Source organism: Mesorhizobium sp. M0166 (assembly GCF_040322255.1).
Lineage (GTDB): Bacteria > Pseudomonadota > Alphaproteobacteria > Rhizobiales > Rhizobiaceae > Mesorhizobium.
Genome location: NZ_JAMYTD010000066.1, coordinates 1 through 20,840, shown reverse-complemented (window position 1 = coordinate 20,840; position 20,840 = coordinate 1). Strand labels below are relative to the sequence as shown.

Below are 20,840 nucleotides of genomic sequence, written 5' to 3'. Positions count from 1 at the left end.
AGGATTACGGCCATGTCGGGCTGACCTTGCGGAGCCATCCGGTGTCGTTTCTGCGCGCCGATCTACGCCGGCGTCGCATCGTGACTTGCCAGGAAGCCATGCAGGCGCGGGACAAACGATGGCTCGAGGCCGCTGGCCTGGTGCTGGTGCGGCAAAGGCCGGGCTCGGCCAAAGGCGTCATGTTCCTCACCATGGAGGATGAGACCGGCGCCGCCAACGTCGTTGTCTGGGTCAAGGTGTTCGAGAAATTCCGGCGCGTGCTTCTTTCGTCGGCCATGCTCGGCGTGCGCGGCCGCATCCAGCGGGAAGGGGAGGTGGTGCATCTCGTTGCCCACGAGTTGACCGATCTTTCGGCCGAACTCGCCAACGTCGGAAACCGCGACACGCCATTTCCATTGCCACACGGCCGCGGTGACGAGGCCCATCATGGCGGATCGGGCATCGATCCGCGCGGCATGCCGAAAACGCGCGATATCGTCGATCCCTACGAGCACATCGACCGCATCAAGGTGAAGACGCGGGATCTCCGATAGAGCTGCAGCGGTTATCATGTGGTAGTCTCGCCCGCATGACGACGCTTTATCTCAATTGGCGCGCAAGACGGTGAATCCCACAAAGCCGAATAAAACGCATCCGCCGAAATGGATCGAGCCTCAGCTCACGCGCCTGGTCGACGAAGCGCCCAACGGCCCCGATTGGCTTCACGAAATCAAGTACGACGGATACCGCATGCACGCACGGATCGATGGCAGCGACATCCGCTTGCTTACCCGCACCGGCCTCGATTGGTCGCATCGATATCGAGCGACGATAGCGGCCCTGCGCGCGCTCCCGGTGAAAGACGCATATGTCGACGGGGAGCTGTGCGCCGTTCGGGCCGACGGTGTCACCTCCTTCAGCCGTCTGCAAGCCGCTATGGACGAGGGCCGCACGGGCGATCTTGCCTTCTTTGCTTTCGATCTTCTGTTTCTCAACGGAGAAAGCATTGCGAAGCTGCCGCTGATAGATCGCAAGGCGCGGCTGGAAGGCCTGTTTTCGAACGACATGCCCGGCCTGCGCTTCAGCGATCACGTGATCGGCGACGGGCCTGCGTTCCGCAAGCACGCCTGCCGGCTTGCACTCGAGGGCGCTATCTCAAAGCGGATCGACAGCGCCTATGCATCCGGTAATCGCGGCCTATGGGTCAAGTCAAAGTGTCTCAACAGAGAGGAATTCATCGTCGTCGGCTGGACCGATCCGACGGGAAGCCGCCCGCATATCGGCTCGCTGCTTCTCGGCTACTACACCGATGATGGTCGTCTGATGTACGCGGGCCGCGCCGGCACGGGCATCACGGTTGCAGAGCTCAAGCGATTGGCTGGCCGGCTTGGACCACTTCGGATGGATCGAATGCCCCTCGACGCCCCACCGCCACGTGAGAGCCGGTTCGGCTCGCCGCTTGAGCTGTCGCGCGTCCATTGGGTCAGGCCTGAAATGGTGGTCGAGGTCGCCTATCTCACCTGGACGGAAGACAATCTCCTGCGTCAGGTTTCGTATCAAGGTGAGCGGCAGGATAAGCCAGCCCGGCAGGTGGTGCGTCCCGTGCCCCATCCCTGATCGGCATCGGTCGCCGACCGGTTCATTCATCCGACTTGCTTCACCTGCAGCGTGCCGGGTGAAAGGGGCTTGATCAGCGACTTGGCCGGCACCGAAGGGTCGAGCCAATCCGCCCACGCGCCGCGATCGAGGATTACGATCTGCCGGTCGTGGTAGGGCGCGATGTCGGGTCCTGGCTCCATCGTCAGCATGGTGAATGCCTCGCCGACCTCAGGCGTTTCACGCCAGATGCCTGCGATACAGAAGATCGGCTCCTCCCTCTTTGTGAAGAGCCACTTGTCCTTGCGCTTCTTCTTGGGGTCTTCCGGATCGGTGAATTCGTAAAAGCCGTCCGCCACGATCAGGCAGCGACCGGACGTGAATTCTCGGGCCCTCCGAACGGAAATTATAGACCAGCCGCTTGTTCGGTCCGGGCCAGCTCCAGCGACGTTGCATCATATCGCCTTCGCCTCGGACGCCCTCGATCGTCCTGATGATCGGCGCCACGTCCGTGATCTTGATGTCCTCTCGCGCCTCGAGGTTCGGCGCTCCTTCTCCGAAGCGGATTTTGATCTTCAGGTCGGCGAAGTCGTCCACGATCGAAGCGACATCCACCGTCAATCGATAGTCATTGCACATCGGTCCTCCGTCCGATCGCATTGCACCGCGATCGTGTTCGACCGGCAGATGGCGGTGCTGCGGCGCGATCAGCGGATGGCTTGGCTCGACAGGACCGGCTTGGAAGAAGAGCTGCTTCGGCCGTTGCCTGCCGGCACGTTCGTGGTTTCGCAACAGGCGGCGCTTGCATTTTGAAGCAAAAACCCGACCTTCGTGATCTCGCCAGCCATCCGCCGCTGTCACTATGATCTAATATCATTTGGACCTCAGTCGCTGCGTAGGATTTTGGCTTCTAACGCCGCTGCAACGAAGGCCCGTCTCGCAACCGGCGTCTGGGCTTCACCTCGCAGAACCTGAAGACATGCATCCATAGCCAGTTTTCGCCTCTCCGTCGGATGAGGGACACTTCGCAGCAGGATCGTGGCTGCGTCGTTCACATCGAATATGACTCGCTCACGGTCATGCCGGCCAATTTGCACCACCACGGGCCGGACGAACCTGCTCGACATGCAATTACCTTCTCCGTTCCGACTTCAATACCGTTGTTTGCGTGTCATGACGTTGGGTCAATTCATAGTGTATGGGCTCAGCTACGGCCAGCGACGTCAAGACCCAGAAAAGCCCTTTCCTTAAACGATGACAGGTTCCCTGGGTCGATGACCACTGGTGCACAAGCACTGCCTCCCCAGTTACCGCATAGGCCCCATACGTTGTCATTGGCGGCCGTGGCTACCCGTACGGCAGCCGTGCCGCAACGTATGTTCCGCGCCTACGCCAGCGCGCCAGCTCGATGGCGCAATGGTTCGGCTCTACGATCCGTGACATAAGCTGACAGAACCAGCATTCAGGCGACCGCTCGGCTATGCGAGCGCACAACGTTTGGCCGCGTGCGCCGCCTGACACGCGGTTCAAGATCCGCGAAAGGTTGCCAAGGATGGTCATTGGCTCCTCCACGGAATTGCTGACGACGCGCGATCCTGATTTGTGATGAAGGCGAGCAGGTCGGCGTTGATCTGATCCTGGTGCGTGGCTGTAATGCCGTGAGGCGCGCCCGGGTAGTAGATGTTCTTCGCGCCCTTGATCAACTTCGCCGACTTCCGCGCCGAATCCTCGACCGGGACGATCTGATCGTCTTCCCCGTGCAGAACCAGCGTCGGCACGTCGAATTTCTTCAGATCCTGGGAGAAGTCCGTCTCCGAGAATGCCTTGACGCTTTCGTAGGCGTTGAGCAGGCCGGCCTGCATGCTCCAGAGCCAGAACTGGTCGAGCATACCCTGCGAGACGTTCGTGCCCTCCCGGTTGGCGCCGTAGAATGCGACTGCCAGATCCTTGTAGTATTGCGATCGGTCCTTGACGAGGCCAGCGCGAATGCCGTCGAACACCTCGATCGGCAGTCCTTCCGGATTGGCCTCGGTCTTGAGCATGATCGGCGGAACGGCGGCGATAAGAACAGCCTTGGCGACCCGCTCGGTCCCGTGCCGTCCGATATAGCGAGCGACCTCGCCTCCACCGGTCGAATGTCCGACCAACGTGGCGTCCTGAAGGTCCAGCGCCTCGATCACGGCTGCGAGATCGTCGGCATAGCCGTTCATATCGTTGCCGGACGAGGCTTGGCTCGACCGCCCATGGCCGCGTCGGTCGTGCGCAACCACACGGAAACCGTTTCGCGCGAGGAACAGCATTTGGCCGTCCCAGGCGTCGGAATTCAGCGGCCAGCCGTGCGAGAACGTCACAACCGGGCCCTTGCCCCAGTCCTTGTAATAAAGTTCGGTACCGTCCTTGGTTGTGATTGTGCTCATCGTTTTCGTTCCTTTGTTTGATTGGGAGGTGGGAAGGTCTTGCTTTCGGGTAGTCCGAGCCGCACCAGTGACGGTCAGTCCGGCTGCAACCGCTGCGCTAAGGCTGGCCAACAAGACATCGCGACGGGATCCGCCAACCGAGAAAAGTCCATCCTTGTTCATTCATGCATTGTCCTCGGCTCTGAAGTCCGGCTCCATTGGACCGAGGTATCGCCGATACCTTTGTACCGACGAGGACGGCCCCGAGGTCTCGTGGCGGACCTCGGCGCTGCCGGGAGATGAGTTCACGGAGGCATACCAAGGTATCGGCGATACCAACGTCCAATAGAGCCGACCGGAACTTACTGGCCTCATGGATTGATGCTGGCTCGTCGCGAGCAGCTTTGACCAAGTCAAGAGGAGGTACAGATGTCACCAATATCTTCGATGTCCACCCGCCGGGAAGTCCTCGCAGCATCCGCTGCGGGGGCTATTGCAATGATCACCTCCCCAGGTTTCGCCGAGACCGTTTCGACGAGCGGCAGATCTGCCGCCATCCGTCCGTTCCGTATCCACGTTGCGGACGCGGATCTCGACGACCTCCAGCGGCGTCTCAAAGCGGCGCGCTGGCCCGAACGCGAGACGGTGAAAGACGCCACCCAAGGGGTTCGGCTCGCGACGATGCAGGCGCTCGTGCATTATTGGCGGACCGAATACGACTGGCGCAAATGCGAGGCCTACCTGAACGGCTTGCCGCAGTTCGTGACCGAGATCGACGGGCTGGATATTCACTTCATCCATATTCGCTCGAAGCATGCGAACGCGCTGCCAGCCATCGTCACCCATGGATGGCCCGGCTCGATCATCGAGCAGCTGAAGATCATCGCTCCCCTGACCGATCCGACGGCCCACGGGGGGAGCGCCGCCGACGCCTTTGATCTTGTCATCCCGTCACTGCCAGGACACGGCTTCTCTGGGAAGCCGACTGCGGCCGGCTGGGATCCAATCCGGATCGCGCGGGCCTGGGGCGAGCTGATGACCCGCCTGGGATACACGCGGTATGTGGCGCAGGGCGGTGATTGGGGGAATGCCGTCACCGAGCAGATGGCCTTGCAGACGCCGCCGGGCCTGATCGCCATCCACACGAACATGCCGGCCACCTTACCGGATGAGGTGTCCAGTGCGCTGGCGGCGGGCGGCCCCGCGCCGTCCGGGCTGTCGGCTGACGAACGCTATGCCTGGGATCAGCTCGATTTCTTTTGGAAGCATGGGCTGGCCTACGCCCAGGAGATGGCAAACCGTCCGCAGACGCTGTACGCGCTGGCGGATTCACCTGTCGGCCTGGCAGCCTGGATGCTCGACCACGATGCACGCAGCTACGACCTGATCGCCCGCGTCTTCGACGGAAAATCCGAGGGTCTGTCCAAGGAAGATATTGTCGACAACATCGCGCTCTACTGGCTGACCAACACTGCGGTCTCGTCGGCGCGCCTCTACTGGGAAAGCAAACTTGCCTTCTTCGCGCCGAAAGGCGTGCCGCTCCCGACCGCCGTGAGTGCATTCCCCGACGAGATCTACACGGCGCCGCGCAGCTGGGCCGAGAAGGCCTATCCCAAGCTGATTTACTACAACCGGCTCCCGAAAGGCGGTCATTTCGCGGCCTGGGAACAGCCGAAGGTTTTCGCAAACGAGCTTCGGGCCGCGTTCGGGTCGTTCCATAGCGCCTGACCAGTTCCAGTGCAGATCTGGCCCCCGGCCCAGGTAAGGGGGTGTGCGCGGCGGCCCGCCGTGCTCGTAAAGGCGGGCGGTCGCGTGTCCTTCATGACGCCATTGTCGATGATCGCCACAGCGGACGGTTGGTCATCGGCGCCCCTCAAGGTGTGACTAGGTAGCCGCGCTTTGCGTGTGCAGCGGTTTCAGCTGCTGCGGATTTGTTCGAGATGTAAGGGATGGCAAATGAGAAGCTAGCTCCCGGGCCGGTATTTGGGCTCGCCCAGATGTGCTTTTGTGGTGCTCAGCGATTGAGCGGCTAATGGAGAGCCCGATGCCGAGGGCTGTGGCATTGGTCGTTTGAATTCCGTCTCGTCCAGTTCGCAGCCAGTGTATTCGACAATCTGGCGGTTGACGGTTTCCACCCTCCCGTGGGCGACCATGTCGCAGTGGAGGCGGGATGCCGCCGATGACCGAACCGCCAAGCAAGCTCAGCGTCGCGAACCGCCCCCGCGGCCCGCTGTCCCTCCGCAGTGCTTCGTTTGCTTGAGCAAGCTCGGCCGTTGCAAAACAAGCCCTCCGAGCGCCCCGACAACGCCGTGCCAGTCTCGCCGGGCTGAAGGGTCTCGCCCAGCGAATGTGCGAGGCTGACCAGGTTGCTGATGCCGCCACTGCCGTCATGAGAAGTACGCAGACGAAATTGACACGGAGCATGCCGAGCAATGCGTCCAGCAACGGTTCCGTCACAAGCAGCCAGTCGCCACCAATCCACATGGCAGGAAGCGCCGCGAGGTTGACAAGATCTCCCATCGATCGCTGAAGGTGCTTGACCTCCTCGGTCGGGTTTTCGAAGGTTGCCATATTTCGCAATTGCATGACTCCGAGTGACGCTTGAAATGCTGCGTCTCAACGAAATCATCTCTAAAGAAGGGGAGAGAGGACGCGAATGTTCCGCATCCTTTTGATCGAGCTTTTGCCCAACCACCGAGGGAAAAAAAACCAGACCAATACCAAGGTGCTATGGATTTTCGGAATGGGAGGGGGCAGCGTTAGCTATTGGGGCATCAAAGTCCCGCGCTTGGGGAGTTAGGTGGCTACGTCAGCGCAGCCTATGCTGGTTCGGGGCGTTCAACTGGATCGAGTGCCTGGCGTTTGTGATTCTTCAACGTCAGGACCAAGGGTATCGCGTTTTCATGCAATTATCAGTGGAGCGCATTGACGACTTGAACCCTCGCACAACTGCCGGCGCCGACCCGTAGGTCGGTCAGTTTGCTCTCCTTTAGCAAAATCCTTTGTTCGCCACCACGCAAGAGTCTCTTCAAGGACTGTTTCAACGCCGAACTGACAAAGCGCTCTCGCAACGAACTGCAAGCTGATCATGCATACCGACGTTCTCCTCGCCGAGAATAAACGGCTTCAGCGCTGTCTCAGCGATCTGGGCAGCGTTATGGCGCTGCCCAGCAAATGGGTTGGTCGCGAGCCATCCCTGATCGCCGGTCAATTACTTGACCTGGTTTTCGGCATGCTGGATCTCGACTTCGCCCACTTGCACTTGAAGGATGCGAGCGACGACCCGCCACTCAAGATAACGCGGCTATCACAATGGGCGCGAAGCGTGGCCACAGCGGAGGATTTCGGGGCGATGCTCGCACCCTTGATGACCGCCGGGGCGCCGCAACGACTTACGGCTGGCGGCAGTGTTCTTACGATCCTGCCTATGCGCCTCGGCGTGCTTGGAGAGTTCGGGCTGCTGGTGACAGGATCGCGGCGGGAGGATTTCCCGCGCGAGACCGAGACAGTTCTCCTGAGTGTCGCGGCTGCCCAGGCGACGATCGGCTTGCAGGCGGCTTCACAACTCAGCGAACAGAAACGCTTTGCCCATGCAGAGCAAGCGCTCGCTGCAAACGAGCGTAATCTCGCGCAATTCGTAAACACGATTCCGGCTCTAGCGTGGTCGGCCCGGATCGATGGCTCGGCCGATTTCTTCAACCAGCACTACCTCGACTACGTTGGGCTTACGCTCGACGAGGCGCTTGGGGCGGGCTGGGTGAAGGCAGTTCATCCGGAGGATCTAGAGGGGTTGATTGCGAGTTGGCATGCGATGTTGGCTTCACGTCAGGCAGGTGAAGCGGAGGCTCGGCTCAAGCGCTTCGACGGGGAGTACCGCTGGTTTCTGTTTCGCACAAATCCTCTGCACGACGAGGCTGGCGGAGTCGCCAAATGGTTTGGCGTCAACATCGACATCGAAGATCGCAAAAAGGTCGAGGAAGCGCTGCGTGCCGGTGAGTGGAACCTTCGCCAGCTAACCGAAACCATCCCTCAGATGCTGTGGAGCGCTACGCCGGATGGATCCATTGACTACTGCAATGCGCGTTTGTTGGATTACACCGGGTTCTCGGTCGATGAAATCATCGGCGGTGGTTGGATCAAAATGCTACACGCCGACGATGTCGAACGGGCCAGGAAAGTCTGGCTTGCTTGCATTGAGAATGGGGCGCCCTATCAGGTCGAAGTGCGAACGTTCCATGCTGCCGACGGCAGCTATCGCTGGGTCTTGACCAATGCGTTGCCGCTCCATGACGACTTCGGTCAAATCCTGCGATGGTACGGCAGTTGCATCGATATCCATGATCGAAAGGCGGCCGAATCGGCTATTGCAGCAAGCGAGCGGACCCTCGCACAAATCATCGATACGATTCCGGTCTACGTTTGGTCGGCTGGTGCGGATGGTAGCACCGATTTCCTCAATAGCGGCTATCTCGAATATCTCGGAATTGGGCGGGACCAGATGCAGGACTGGCCCTGGTCAGCCGTGGTTCATCAGGACGATCGTGAGGCAAGCGCCGGTGTCTGGAAGGACTTGTTAGTTTCGGGGCGTGCTGGTGAAGTACAAGCCCGCTTTCGTCGTTTCGACGGGGAGTACCGTTGGTTTTTATTTCGGGCAAATCCGCTTCGTGATGAAGCGGGGGCCGTCAAGTGGTTCGGAGTTACGATAGATATCGAGGAATTGAAGCGTGCAGAGCAGAAGTTGCGCGCCAGCGAATGGAATCTGCGTCATCTCACGGAGACCATTCCTCAGATGCTATGGAGCGCCAAACCTGACGGGGCGATTGACTACTGCAACACGCGTTTGCTCGACTATACCGGAGTGGCTGCCGGCAAAATCACGGGCGACGGTTGGAGAAGTCTCGTTCATCCGGATGATCTCGCTCAAGCTACGCGCGCGTGGTCCACGAGTGTCGCGACCGGCACGCCTTATCAGGTCGAAGCGCGCCTCGTCCACGCTGCCGACCGTTCGTTTCGCTGGTGTCTAACCACCGGTCTACCGCTGCGTGATGAAGAAGGGCGAATCCTCAAGTGGCACGGCGTATGTGTCGACATGCATGATTGGAAAGAGGCGCAAGACGAACTCCGCGAGACCCAGGCGGCGCTCGCTCACATGACGCGGGTGATGACCATGAGTCAGCTTACAGCATCGATTGCCCACGAGCTAAATCAGCCTTTGGCTGGCATCATGACGAACGCCGGTACGGCCCTGCGCATGCTGACTGCCGAACCGCCGAATGTCGACGGAGCTCGTGAAACTGCAACGAGAACAATCAGAGATGCTCAGCGTGCATCGGAGGTAATTTCTCGGCTACGCGCCCTCTTCACCAAAAGAACCACGATTTCTGAGGTCGTGGACCTGAATACCGCCGCACAAGAGGTAGTTGCATTGTCATCGAACGAATTACACAAACGCAATGTAAGCCTTCGCGTCAACTTTGCTCAAAATCTACCGCACGTAATAGGTGACCGCGTCCAGCTACAGCAAGTAGTCCTTAACTTCATACTGAATGGCGCCGAGGCAATGGATGAAGTGATGGATCGGCCGAGAGAATTGTTGGTCTCAACTGAGCTGGAACGAACGGGCCATGTTAGGGTTTCGGTCAAGGACGCCGGCAGCGGTTTCGATCCCGCTGTGGCCGAGAAGCTCTTCGGCTCGTTCTATACGACCAAAACCAACGGAATGGGCATCGGCTTGTCGGTTAGCAAAACCATAATCGAGAATCATCAGGGGCGTGTTTGGGCTGAGCGTAACGACGGCCTTGGCTCCGCATTCTACTTCTCCGTTCCTTCTCTGATTGCGGGAACATCAGTCGATAATTCTAAGCACGTCCCGCCGAATTCGGCGGATAGTACTGGAAATCCACAATGATACGACGAGCATATATCGCTGTTGTCGACGACGATGAGTCCATTCGCGAGTCTCTGCCGGATCTAATCGGTGTCTTTGGCCATGAAGCCGAGGCATTCTCCTCGGCAGAGGAATTCTTGGCTTCTAAACGGGTCGATCAAACCAATTGTTTGGTCCTTGACATCGCAATGCCTGGTATGTCCGGCATCGAGCTCCAACGCGAGCTATCGCTCCAAGGTCGGCAGATTCCGATCGTTTTTATCACAGCACATGGCGATGATCGGATTTGTCACCGTCTGCGTCAGAGCGGAACAACCGAATGTCTTCTAAAACCGTTTACTGATACTGCGCTGCTTGATGCGCTCAACGCTGTTCTCCACTAGCGGGTTCAGGATGGTGCGCACGTCGCCCTCGGACCGTGCTCTACCCGCTGCCCACAGCACCTCCCGAAACCCTCGCGAGTCTTCGCGGTTCGGTCACGATCTTTGACGCGGAGAATGGCCGCGGACATTTCGCTCTGCGCTTCATTCCTGAGCTTCGCGATGACTGATCCTACGCGGCGGGGTAACACTGAAGCATTGTATGCCGCCGAGGATTTCATGCAGTGAGAGGGATCGCCTTCGGGCCATCGGAGTTTCGGACCCGGCTTTTCTTTCAGGAAGCAGGAGGGGCGGCTGGCTCTTATCCCCTGAGCGCTCGTGGGCCGCTGACGAACGGACTCTCCCTGACATAAAAGCGCTGCAGGCGGTTCGCATCCTTCGAAATGCCGATCCTGATGCTCTCCCCGATTTCACCGGCGTCGGGGTCATCGCATGCCAGGCCGTGGTCATCGCGTCCGAGCCATAGAGGGCCCTTCCGGCAAAGATCGAGTCCGTCGAGCGAACGATCAATCCGCAGCGCAGCAGAGAGCCTTCCCGGTCCTCGCGCCAGGTCGCGCAGGCGCTCGATGCCGCGATTGAGCCGCATGATCCCCACGCCTTCGAGCGGCTCAAAAGCCCTGATCAGCACGCCGGTTCCGATCCCTTGCAGCTCGCTCGAGACATTCAGCATGTACGAGACACCGTAGGCGAGATAGACATACGCGTGACCGCGCTCGAGAAACAGCGAACGATTGCGCGGGGTCATCCCCCGGTAGCCATGCCCGGCGGCGTCGCCGACGACATAGGCCTCGGTCTCGACAATGCGACCGCTGGCGACGCCTTCCGGCAATTCACGCACCACCACCTTCCCAACGAGATAACGCGCGAGAGCGGCCGTATCATTCGGCAGTTCCGCGCGAGCGAGCGGGCGGACCATCCTTATCGCGGCCAGGTTTCAGGGTGTACGCTTGACCCATTGCGCGCGCGACCGCCTCGGCTCAAATGGATCGCCGAATACTGCGCCTCTCGGGCCACTTCCTCATCGAGAAACTCCATGATGCTCACTGGGTAGGACGGCCGCCCGTTATAGGCCAGGGCATACTCAGTGACCCAGAGGTCGCCTGCGCCCATGATCCGTCGCACCGTGAAGCGCTTCCGGTTTGGCTGCCCGGCACGAGATGACTGAGTGTTGCGCAGCCCACGCACGCGCTCGCCCGATCGCGGATAGTCGAGCACCGCGTCCTCCCGATAAATCTGGTGCTCCCCCTCGAAATCATTCGCATCGGAGACCCCAATGGCGATCCAGAGCCGCTCGTATCTCCCGATCTTCCACTGTAAATCTCCTTAGCCCCCCTGAGGCAAAAACCTCGCATAGCAGCCAAAGCTTGTCACATCGCCAGCCCGGTTTCGCGCACCGACAATCTTCTTCATTCCTGTTCCCGGAGTGTTCGAGCAAGCGTCTCTCCATAGGGATAAAAAAGCTCCTTACGACCCATCTGCCACGCAGCCCTGAGTTCCGGCGCCGTGATGTCCCAGTCCGGCCGGCATTTCATGGTCACCGCTCGCATGTCCTGCCGCAGTTCCTCCACGGTGGGTCGCCCGAAAAACCAATAACCATTGTATACCTTGTAGACGATAAGGCCCGGCTCCATGACGATAACGTGAGGGATCATGGGGTTGTGGGAGGGATCCGTGTACTCGGCGATATCGAGGTCCTGCTGCACAACGCGCCGCGGGTCCGAGAGAAAAGGCCAATGGGCGCCTACGCCAGAACGATACTCGTTCGTCTCCAGAAGATTGTCCGTCGTAATGGTGACAAGCCGGCAATAACCAACTTCCATCTCACGGTGTAGCTGGACAAGCCCTTCAGCCTGCCGGCGGTCCCTGGGACAATACCCACCCCTACCGAGAACGAGGACCAGGGGGTCTCGTCCCTGCAACTCGGAAAGTGTTTGCCGTGTGGCAGCATGATCCGAGAGTTCATAGTTCGGAAAAACAGACCCGGGAACGATATCGGACCGCATTTTATCCCTCATTGATTAGGTCATAAATTCAAGCCGGCAATCTGACCAGGAAAGCGATACAAACGCAGGAGGGGCCTTAAATCTATTTATACGATAGTGTTCCAATACCATTGGATGGTAACGGCGGTCGCAACTAGGCAAGCCTCTCAATCCCGGCTCGATACCATGGTCTCGGCGATATTATCATCCAATACCGGCTGCCCGCAGTCGGCCCAAAGCCTTGCGTTGGTGTCAATGTGGACGGGTGACCTCCTTCCATTGGTGCAGCTTGGACAGCCGCTCTTCCACTAATGTCCCAAGGTAGAGTTTATGCGGTGGGAGGGGTGCTCCGCTCACCAGCGAGGGTCAGGTTATTGGCAGGTAACCGGTGGCACTGTCGAAGAGGAGTGGCCATTCTCGAGCCACCAGCTCGGAGGGTCTCCCCACACATCCGTCTTGGCCGATGCAGCATCTGTCGAGTTGGATCAAGAAGGTTGTAGGCTGAAGGTAGCTTCAATATTTGGCCACAAGCGGTGGAGGACCAGAAAGTCGCCCTTATCGGGCGATCGTCGATCGCAGACAATGGCTTTCATTGCCTTGAGGGCGTTTGGTTTTTCCATCGGGCATTTCGATCACCGCCAACAAAAATCAACACCAAGGGATAATAGACGTTTGTGTTGTCCGGGGCCATGGTGTGCCGGTGGGGGTAGTAGGCGACAACGGTCATGAAGAAAACCGCACCCGTTTCCTTCGTTGGGATCTGAACTCGGGGAAGAGCGTCATGCGTGTGCTTTCGTCAACGACGACGATGGGGCCTTTCACGTGACCGTCGCAGAACAGAAGAAGCATTGTGCAAAAGCGAGGAAGCCCTCGTGACAAGCCACAATTTCAAACTCATTATCGATAGCATTCCTGCGATGGCGTGGTCAGCTCGGCCTGACGGCCCGACTGAGTTTGTGAGTCAGCACTATCTAGACTACACCGGTCTCTCCAGCGAGCAGGCGAGGGGCTGGGGGTGGACGGTTGCGGTCCATGCTGACGACCTGGATGGCCTGATCGCCACATGGCAGACAATCATAGCCTCGGGTAATGCCGGGGAGACCGAAGCGAGATTGCGCCGATTTGATGGAAGTTATCGGTGGTTTCTTGTGCGCGCTAATCCATTGCGAGACGAGTCTGGAAACATCGTCAAATGGTATGGGGTGAACACTGACATCGATGAGCGGAAGCGGGCTGGGGACAAGGCCGTCGAAGCTGAGGGCGAGCTACAACGGACTATCGACGGAATACCGGCGCTGGTTGCCGCGTATGGCGCCGATGGAGCAGGAATTTCTATCAACAAGCGGGGGCGCGAGTACACGGGGCTCTCTGCTGAGGATGTGGCGAATGGTGGTTGGAGGGGCGCAATCCACCCGGATGACATTGAACTCGAAGAGAGCAAATGGCGCACATGTCTCGCGACTGGAGAACCGTTCGAACTTGAGTACCGAGTGCGAGCGGTCGATGGTACGTATCGCTGGCAGATTGCCCGTCGCGTGCCACTCCATGACCAAGCCGGTAAAGTGATCCGCTGGTACGGTATGAACCACGACATTGAGGGTCGGAAACGGGCGGAAGCTTTCCTCGCGGGCGAAAAACAGCTGCTGGAGATGATCGTATCAGGCAGTTTGCTCCGCGACGTTCTAAGCGCGTTGTGCGAATTTATTGAAAGGGCTGCGCCTGATTGCTTTTGTGACGTTCACATGATCGATTGGATCAGCTCCACATTTGAATATGCCGTGGCTCCTTCTCTGCCGTCTGCCTACAGCGACCCGATAGCGGGGATGCCTGTCAGCGGCGAGTTGTTGCCGTGCGGCATAGCGGCTTTTCAAAACATACAGGTGGTCGCGGTGGACATCGAATCAGATCCACGCTGGTATACCTCGCCTGTTCGGGCCCATGTTCTGCAGCACGGATATAGGTCGGTTTGGAGCACGCCGGTCTGTTCCAGCGAAGGGCGGGTGCTAGCCACCTTTTGCATCGTTCAACGAAAGCCAGCGACCCCATCGCCGCACCACCAGGATCTCATCGCGCACGCCACACAGATCGCCAGCATCGCTATCGAGCGTTCCCTGGTCGAAGCCGCGCTTAGGCAGACCAAAACTTTGCTCTCGGAAGCTCAACGTCTGAGTTCCACCGGGGCCTTCTCATGGCGCGTGGACACAGACGATATCGCATTTTCCGAAGAACTTTATCGTATCTTTGAATTCGACCCGAATTCCCCAGTGACGCTTGAGCAGATCCGTGAGCGAATCCACGCCGACGATATTCCATCCCTAACTGCGCAAATGGCCCGGGTTCGCTCAGGTGAGGGTTATCTGGGCTATGAGATTCGGCTACGAATGTTGGATAACAGGGTCAAGTATCTACGCACATTCGGCCGGGTTATCCGTCATCAGGATGGCCGGGTGGAATGCCTTACCGCAGTTCAGGACGTCACAGAGCGCCGGCAGGCGGAGGAAGCGCTTGGCAAGGCTCGAACTGAACTCGCACATGTCACCAGGGTTTCGAGCCTCGGAGCGCTGACCGCCTCCATAGCTCATGAAGTCAATCAGCCGCTGTCGGGCATCATCACGAACGCCAGTACCTGCCTTCGGATGTTGGCCGCCGACCCGCCAAATGTTGACGGCGCACGCGAGACGGCACATCGCACCATACGCGACGGCAACCTTGCCGCCGATGTGATCGCGCGATTACGTGGGCTCTTCAGCAAACGAGCCCCTACGATCGAGGCGGTAGATCTGAACGAGGCTGCACGCGAGGTAATAGCATTGTCGGCGGGTGACCTTCAGAGAGGTCGCGTTTTTCTACACCCTCAACTTTCTGAGGGGCTTCCGCTCGTCGCCGGCGACCGCGTCCAACTTCAACAAGTGATTATGAACCTGGTGCGAAATGCGGCGGATGCGATGAGTGGGGTCGATGATCGGCCCAGGCGGTTGGTCATCAAAACTGAACACGACGAAGATGATGGTGTGCGTCTCTCGGTGGAAGATGCAGGCACGGGGTTCGGCGCCGATGGTCCGGAGCGGCTCTTCGAGGCTTTCTACACAACCAAGAACGAAGGCATGGGGATAGGCTTGTCCGTCAGCCGCTCCATTATCGATAACCATTGCGGGCGCCTGTGGGCGACAGCGAATGACGGCCCGGGTGCTACGTTTACGTTTTCCGTACCCGAGTACTCCAAGTATCGCTCGGCAGAGGATGCGAATCTAAGCACGGGTCTCCGAGATCGGCGATGCTCAAACACCAGTGGGGGTTAGATGAAACTTACGCATGCACTCGTGTCGGTGGTCGATGACGATAAATCGGTACGCGAGTCCTTGCCAGATTTGCTGCAGGAGTTCGGCTTTAGCGTGAAGACATTCTCTTCAGGGAAGGAGTTCCTCGCGTCTGATGCCGTCGATAAGACCAAGTGCCTCATTCTCGATGTTGCCATGCCTGGCATGACGGGACCAGAGCTGCAAGTCGAGCTGGCGCGTCGCAGAAAGATGATTCCGATCGTCTATATCACCGCGCAAAGGGATAGCACGATTCGGCACGGTCTCATCGACCGGGGTGCAGTGGAGTGTTTGTTCAAGCCGTTCAGCGATCAGGTCCTTCAGGACGCCCTCGGTTTGGCGCTCCGTGATCCTTGAACCTGGTGGATTGTTAATGCCATCTCAGGAGGATAATTGCGATGTACTCTTATCTAGCGGTTCAACGAGACGGTGCGGCGAGATCATCATCCATGTCGGACGAAACACCTGTCGTATTCATCGTAGACGACGACGTTTCGGTACGCGAATCGTTGGAACTACTCATCTGCTCTGTCGGCTGGCGACCAGAGACGTTCGCCTCAGCAAAGGCGTTCCTCGATCGGTCACGTTCGCTGGTTGCGAACTGTCTGATCCTCGACGTGAACCTTCCTGATCTGAGTGGGCTTGACCTGCAGAGCCTCATTTCCGTTGATCGTACCGACATGCCCATCATCTTCATAACCGGCTACGGGGACGTACCGATGACGGTTAAAGCGATGAAGGCTGGGGCTGTCGAGTTTCTAACCAAACCATTCGACGACGAGGAACTTTTGGGTGCGATCAAGCTGGCATTAGAAAAAAGCAAGACCGCGCTTGCTCTGGACTCTGATTTGCACACCCTTAGAGATCGCTGTGCATCGCTCAGCCGACGCGAGCAAGAGGTTATGACACTGGTCGTGCGTGGTCTCTTGAATAAGCAGGTCGGCTTTGAGCTTGGCATCAGCGAAATCACAGTCAAGGCACATCGTGGCCAGGCTATGCGCAAGATGCAGGCCCGATCGCTGGCCGAGCTGGTGAACATGGCGGCCCGGCTCGGCATCGCCTAGTAGTGGCCCTTCCCGCGCCCGGCGTATCGAATTGAACCGCCCCGGGTTTTCCGGAGGCCGTTTCGCATGAGGGCGATCGGCAGCACATTTCAGATCGGCTCGACGCCAGCGCCTCGCGGTGATCGTCGATGAACGTGATCATGGCTTGAACCGGCGGTCGAGCTCCGCCTGGGCAAAATACGCGGAAGCCTTGCGAAGGATCTCGTTGCCCTTGGCGACGCTCGCGGTTCTCGCGTTCCAAAGCCTTGAGTTTCGTCGCCACATCCGTAGGCACACCGGCTCGCACGCCACTATCGGGCTCGGCCTTCTTCACCAACTCATGCAGCGTCTGCGCCGTGCAGCCGATCTTGGCGGCGATCGACGAGACCGCCGCCACTGCGAGGCATGCTCGCCTTCGTGATCCTCGGCAGAGAACTGTTGGTCGTATTGCTTGTCATGGCCCCACCTTCTCAGGAGTTGGAGCCTCCGATCAAGCGGGGGCGGTTCAATTCAAACGCCATCGCGCGGTGGGAAGCCCCATCAATCCCAAGGTATTGACGACACCATCGTACTATCGCCCTGCTCGCAATCTTCGCGCACTTACTGCTGTCTACGAAGCAAACAACGATTCCAATTAGAAGATGGTGAGAAAAATGTGGTGATTGGCGGTTTTTCGGCGCGTGTACTGCGATTTAACCATGGGGGATAATGCGGGTTTAAACGTTTAACGAGGTCAAGGTGGTTATGAAACATTACAAACTTCAAAAGTGGGCGTTGCTCTCTTCCGTTGTTGCGGTCCTGCAAGGGTCTGCGCACGTCTTCGGAGAGGAATCAAAGGTGCCCAGTGCTGCTAACGCAGCAGTTGCAGCGAAAGGGAGTACAACGACGGAGAAGATCCGTCTGACACGCAAGAGTGAGGCCTACTGGGAAGTCACTTTCAACAATCCGCCGCTCAATATCGTTGGTCCGTCCGAAGTTCGCGAGCTTGCAAACATTGTTGGCCAGATTGAAGCGGATGCGAGGGTCAAGGTTGTAGTGTTCGACAGCGCGGTGCCAGGCTATTTCATCGCTCACTACGACTTGCTGAGTCCCCTTAATGAGTCCACCGGGATGAAGCCGGGGCCAACGGGCATGCATCCCGTACCTGACGTCATGGTGCGACTCAGCCGCCTGAGGGCAGCGACGATTGTTTCAATTCGTGGACGGGCGAGTGGCATCGGCAGCGAGCTTGCGCTCGCGGCGGACATGCGTTTTGCAAGTCGGGAGAAGGCGGTTCTGTCGCAATTTGAAGTCGGCGCCGGTTTCGTCCCAGGCGGCGGCCCAATGGCTCGGCTGCCCCGTTTAATTGGTCGCGGCCGCGCTATTGAAATGTTGATAGGTGCCGAGGGTTTTGATGGCGAACTTGCCGAACGCTACGGTTATGTGAACCGAGCGCTGCCCGACTCAGAATTGGACGGATTTGTCGACGCCTTGGCGAAGCGCATCGCTTCGTTCGATGGGCAGGCGATCGCTGACGCCAAGAGGCTCATCAATCAGGCTAGTTTGCCCCCGGATTCGGAAATGCAGCCGGGTTGGGACGCATTCATCACTTCTGTGCAACGACCTGCAGCGCAGGCGCGTGTGAAGGACCTTGTCGATGAAGGTTTGCAGCAGGCCGGCGACGTCGAGAAGAACCTGGAGCGATACACAGCCAGGTATCGAGAATAGTGTTCGAAGCCGGAATTCGATGGAGCAACCTCATGCGTGATGAGGAGGGCCGACCGTGACCCAAATGCGTAAGGAGATCGATAGCCTGGGCGAGGTAGATGTCCCAGCCGACAGACTCTGGGGAGCCCAGACGCAAAGGTCCCTCGATCATTTTTCCATAGGGAAGGATTTGATCCCACGCGAAATGATCGCGGCTTATGCCGTATTGAAGAAAGCTGCTGCCAATGCAAACCGCGCGGGCGGGCGGCTCAATGATCAGATCCATCGACTGATCGTGCAGGCATGTGACGAGATTCTTGGCGGACAGCATCAAGACATGTTTCCGCTTCATGTCTGGATGACTGGCAGCGGTACCCAATTCAATATGAACGTCAATGAGGTCATTTCCAATCGATGCTGCCAGCTCGTCGGGACGGCCCTTGGGAGCAAGACGCCAGTCCATCCGAATGACCATGTCAATATGGCGCAGTCGTCGAATGACTCATTTCCCTCCGCGATGTACATCGCGACATCGACCAATGCAAAGCGGCGCCTGATCCCGGCGGTCAGGCATCTTTATGAAGCCATTCTTTCCAAGTCGGAGGAATGGAAGGATATTGTCAAGATCGGCCGCACCCACATGCAGGATGCGACGCCGCTGACTCTCGGTCAGGAATGGTCGGGATATGCCGGAATGCTGGCCGACGACCTTGATCGGCTTGAGGCTTCCCTTGGCGGGGTCTATCGCCTTGCTCTTGGCGGGACGGCGGTAGGCACCGGAATCAACTCCACACCAGGTTTCGCAGAAGCTGCGGCGGCTGAAATCGCCAAGCTAACCGAGCTTCCGTTTGTAACCGCGCCCAACAAGTTCACCGTTCAGGGTTCGCACGATGCGCTCGTGCAGTTTTCTGGCACGATGCGCACGCTGGCAACCTCTTTGTATAAGATCGGCAACGACGTCCGTCTCATGTCGTGCGGACCACGAGCTGGCTTTGCCGAACTCATAATACCTGCGAATGAGCCGGGCTCCTCCATCATGCCCGGCAAGGTGAATCCCACCCAGGCCGAAGCGCTCACCATGGTGGCCGTACAAGTAATGGCCAATGACGTCGCGGTCGGGTTCGGAGGGGCTAGCGGTTATCTTGAGATGAACGTCTACAAGCCGCTGATCATCCATAACATCGCCCATTCGATCACGATTACGACGGACAGCTGCACGAATTTTCGTAGGTTCTTGGTCGAGGGTACGCAGCCCAATAAGAAGAAGATTGCCCAGTATGTGAGCGAATCCCTGATGCTCGTGACCGCACTCTCCCCTGTTATCGGCTACGACCAGGCTTCGAGGATCGCGCACTACGCGATGGACAACGATATTACACTCAGGGCGGCTGCGCTGATGCTTGGCTTGGTTTCCGAAGCGGTGTTCGACCACGCGGTTGACCCAGAGAAAATGGTCAAACCTTACGTCGCGACCTGCGTCTAGGATTCGCGTCAGTTCGCCTTGCGCGAGTCGCCAGCATTCGTTGCCGGCTTCGGCAAGGCAACCATCATTTTCAATCTAGGAGTCCAGGAGTATCATGAGCGTCCCCCCTGTCGTGTTCGGCGAAGCGGCACTCGCGTTGCAGATTGGCCAGCCTCGGTTCAACGCCAACTGGAAAAGTCCCAGGCACCGATTCCGACGCCTGCTGTCTGAGTTTATCGGCACGGCAGGATTGACCTTCGTATTGTCGGCAGGCGCGGCGATTCTTGTACTGTATGGCGGAATACAGGTCGAGCCCATCATCGCTGCCTTCATCCTGTCGGCGATTTCTGCGCTCTGGCTGGTCGTGGCGATCTATTTTCTCGGCGACATCAGTTCGCACTTTAATCCTGCCATGACGTTTGCGTTTACCTTGCGCGGCGATATGGGTTGGCCGATGTGCGCGGCCTACGTCGTTGTGCAGTTGATTGCCGCCGCGGCTGGGTCATTTCTTGCCCGGTCATTCTTCGGCATCGAAGGCAATCTCGCAGCCACTATCCCGCAACCTGAACAACTCATCCAAGCGGTGTTCTTCGAGACCATACTTACATTCGGCATGGTTCTAATGGTGATTTCGATGGCAAACGGCCCGAAGCTTAATGGCCAGTTTGTCCCAGTTGCCGTGGGTGCTTACGTGATGTCGCTCGGGACCCTGGGGGGGCCCTACGAAGGAGCGGCCATGAACCCTGCCCGTGCTTTCGGACCCGACTTGGCGAGGGGCGATCTGTCCACGTGGTGGGTCTATGTCGTGGGACCGGTCGCCGGCGCGATCATTGCCGTGCTGGTTGCTAAGGTTCTCCGAGGGCCGGCAAAGGCTCAGGAAGCCCAGGCAGCAATGGGAACGCCGCAGGACGAGTCCTGAGTTCGGTGGACTCAACTTCCGCCATCCGTCGAGGATAGATGTCTCAACCTGTTTCAAAGCTCTCCGATCGTTCTTTGAGCCGATCGGAGTCCGTTTGTTCCTTAGCTGAGAGCCTGAATCAAAAAGAGTGTTTTGATATCAACTTCTTGCGAGCCTGCGGGTGAGCAGGCGAATGTGAGCGACGTATATCCAG

General features: G+C 58.4%; 16 protein-coding genes, 3 pseudogenes and 1 other annotated feature. Of the genes and pseudogenes, 12 read left to right on the top strand and 7 right to left on the bottom strand.

Annotated features, from left to right (window positions below; all coding sequences use genetic code 11):
- Positions 1-533, top strand: a 533-nt coding sequence (locus NKJ46_RS33170) for an OB-fold nucleic acid binding domain-containing protein (RefSeq protein ID WP_352671364.1), incomplete at its 5' end; no start/stop codon positions are given.
- A 55-nt stretch (positions 534-588) separates the two neighbouring features.
- The gene (gene ligD / locus NKJ46_RS33165) at positions 589-1,596 is read left to right on the top strand and encodes a non-homologous end-joining DNA ligase (protein ID WP_352671361.1); all 1,008 of its coding nucleotides are present in this window, start codon (positions 589-591) and stop codon (positions 1,594-1,596) included.
- Positions 1,597-1,622: 26 nt separating this feature from the next.
- On the opposite strand, the pseudogene NKJ46_RS33160 reads toward ligD, so the two are convergent.
- Positions 1,623-2,154 (bottom strand): annotated as a pseudogene (locus NKJ46_RS33160) (SOS response-associated peptidase family protein).
- Positions 2,155-2,247: 93 nt separating this feature from the next.
- Here NKJ46_RS33160 and NKJ46_RS33155 point away from each other — a divergent pair.
- The gene (locus tag NKJ46_RS33155) at positions 2,248-2,388 is read left to right on the top strand and encodes a hypothetical protein (protein ID WP_502903493.1); all 141 of its coding nucleotides are present in this window, start codon (positions 2,248-2,250) and stop codon (positions 2,386-2,388) included.
- 71 nt (positions 2,389-2,459) lie between these two features.
- On the opposite strand, the gene NKJ46_RS33150 is transcribed toward NKJ46_RS33155, so the two are convergent.
- Both NKJ46_RS33150 and NKJ46_RS33145 read right to left on the bottom strand, forming a co-directional pair.
- Entirely contained in the window at positions 2,460-2,702 is a 243-nt protein-coding gene (locus NKJ46_RS33150; protein ID WP_352502303.1) for a DUF982 domain-containing protein, read from the bottom strand.
- Between the two features lie 429 nt (positions 2,703-3,131).
- Positions 3,132-4,154, bottom strand: coding sequence for an alpha/beta fold hydrolase (locus NKJ46_RS33145; RefSeq protein ID WP_352502304.1), 1,023 nt, complete (start codon positions 4,152-4,154; stop codon positions 3,132-3,134).
- Positions 4,155-4,400: 246 nt separating this feature from the next.
- Here NKJ46_RS33145 and NKJ46_RS33140 point away from each other — a divergent pair, with 246 nt between their 5' ends.
- The 3 genes from NKJ46_RS33140 to NKJ46_RS33130 all read left to right on the top strand — a co-directional run bounded on the left by NKJ46_RS33140 (position 4,401) and on the right by NKJ46_RS33130 (position 10,241).
- Positions 4,401-5,699 (top strand): epoxide hydrolase family protein, encoded by a 1,299-nt coding sequence (locus NKJ46_RS33140; protein ID WP_352671358.1) that lies wholly within the window; start codon positions 4,401-4,403, stop codon positions 5,697-5,699.
- A gap of 1,360 nt (positions 5,700-7,059) precedes the next feature.
- Positions 7,060-9,879, top strand: a complete 2,820-nt coding sequence (locus NKJ46_RS33135; protein WP_352671356.1) for a PAS domain-containing protein — start codon at positions 7,060-7,062, stop codon at positions 9,877-9,879.
- Positions 9,876-10,241, top strand: a complete 366-nt coding sequence (locus NKJ46_RS33130; RefSeq protein WP_352502307.1) for a response regulator transcription factor — start codon at positions 9,876-9,878, stop codon at positions 10,239-10,241. The genes NKJ46_RS33135 and NKJ46_RS33130 overlap by 4 nt, the downstream gene beginning before the upstream one ends.
- Before the next feature lie 298 nt (positions 10,242-10,539).
- Here NKJ46_RS33130 and NKJ46_RS33125 read toward each other — a convergent pair whose 3' ends face one another.
- The 3 genes and pseudogenes from NKJ46_RS33125 to NKJ46_RS33115 form a co-directional block, all read right to left on the bottom strand.
- Positions 10,540-11,154, bottom strand: a complete 615-nt coding sequence (locus NKJ46_RS33125) for a DNA-3-methyladenine glycosylase (RefSeq protein WP_352671353.1) — start codon at positions 11,152-11,154, stop codon at positions 10,540-10,542.
- 18 nt (positions 11,155-11,172) lie between these two features.
- Positions 11,173-11,550: pseudogene (locus tag NKJ46_RS33120) on the bottom strand (nuclear transport factor 2 family protein).
- A 94-nt stretch (positions 11,551-11,644) separates the two neighbouring features.
- Positions 11,645-12,241, bottom strand: a complete 597-nt coding sequence (locus NKJ46_RS33115; protein ID WP_352502309.1) for a redoxin domain-containing protein — start codon at positions 12,239-12,241, stop codon at positions 11,645-11,647.
- A gap of 851 nt (positions 12,242-13,092) precedes the next feature.
- On the opposite strand from NKJ46_RS33115, the gene NKJ46_RS33110 reads away from it, so the two are divergent.
- The 3 genes from NKJ46_RS33110 (at position 13,093) to NKJ46_RS33100 (ending at position 16,601) form a co-directional block, all read left to right on the top strand.
- On the top strand, positions 13,093-15,519 hold the full coding sequence (locus NKJ46_RS33110) for a PAS domain-containing protein (RefSeq protein ID WP_352671350.1): 2,427 nt from the start codon (positions 13,093-13,095) through the stop codon (positions 15,517-15,519).
- On the top strand, positions 15,520-15,894 hold the full coding sequence (locus NKJ46_RS33105; protein WP_352671347.1) for a response regulator: 375 nt from the start codon (positions 15,520-15,522) through the stop codon (positions 15,892-15,894).
- 92 nt (positions 15,895-15,986) lie between these two features.
- On the top strand, positions 15,987-16,601 hold the full coding sequence (locus NKJ46_RS33100) for a response regulator transcription factor (RefSeq protein WP_352671344.1): 615 nt from the start codon (positions 15,987-15,989) through the stop codon (positions 16,599-16,601).
- A 69-nt stretch (positions 16,602-16,670) separates the two neighbouring features.
- Positions 16,671-16,785 (bottom strand) — a sequence feature (AL1L pseudoknot).
- On the opposite strand, the pseudogene NKJ46_RS33095 reads toward NKJ46_RS33100, so the two are convergent.
- Positions 16,694-17,054: pseudogene (locus NKJ46_RS33095) on the bottom strand (hypothetical protein); the annotation flags it as partial. Its footprint overlaps the feature before it by 92 nt.
- Before the next feature lie 270 nt (positions 17,055-17,324).
- Here NKJ46_RS33095 and NKJ46_RS33090 point away from each other — a divergent pair.
- From NKJ46_RS33090 to NKJ46_RS33080, 3 genes are all read left to right on the top strand, one after another.
- Positions 17,325-18,287, top strand: a complete 963-nt coding sequence (locus NKJ46_RS33090) for an enoyl-CoA hydratase/isomerase family protein (RefSeq protein ID WP_352671341.1) — start codon at positions 17,325-17,327, stop codon at positions 18,285-18,287.
- Positions 18,288-18,351: 64 nt separating this feature from the next.
- The gene (gene fumC / locus NKJ46_RS33085) at positions 18,352-19,749 is read left to right on the top strand and encodes a class II fumarate hydratase (RefSeq protein ID WP_352671366.1); all 1,398 of its coding nucleotides are present in this window, start codon (positions 18,352-18,354) and stop codon (positions 19,747-19,749) included.
- A 94-nt stretch (positions 19,750-19,843) separates the two neighbouring features.
- Positions 19,844-20,647 (top strand): MIP/aquaporin family protein, encoded by an 804-nt coding sequence (locus tag NKJ46_RS33080; RefSeq protein WP_352671339.1) that lies wholly within the window; start codon positions 19,844-19,846, stop codon positions 20,645-20,647.
- Positions 20,648-20,840: the final 193 nt, after the last annotated feature.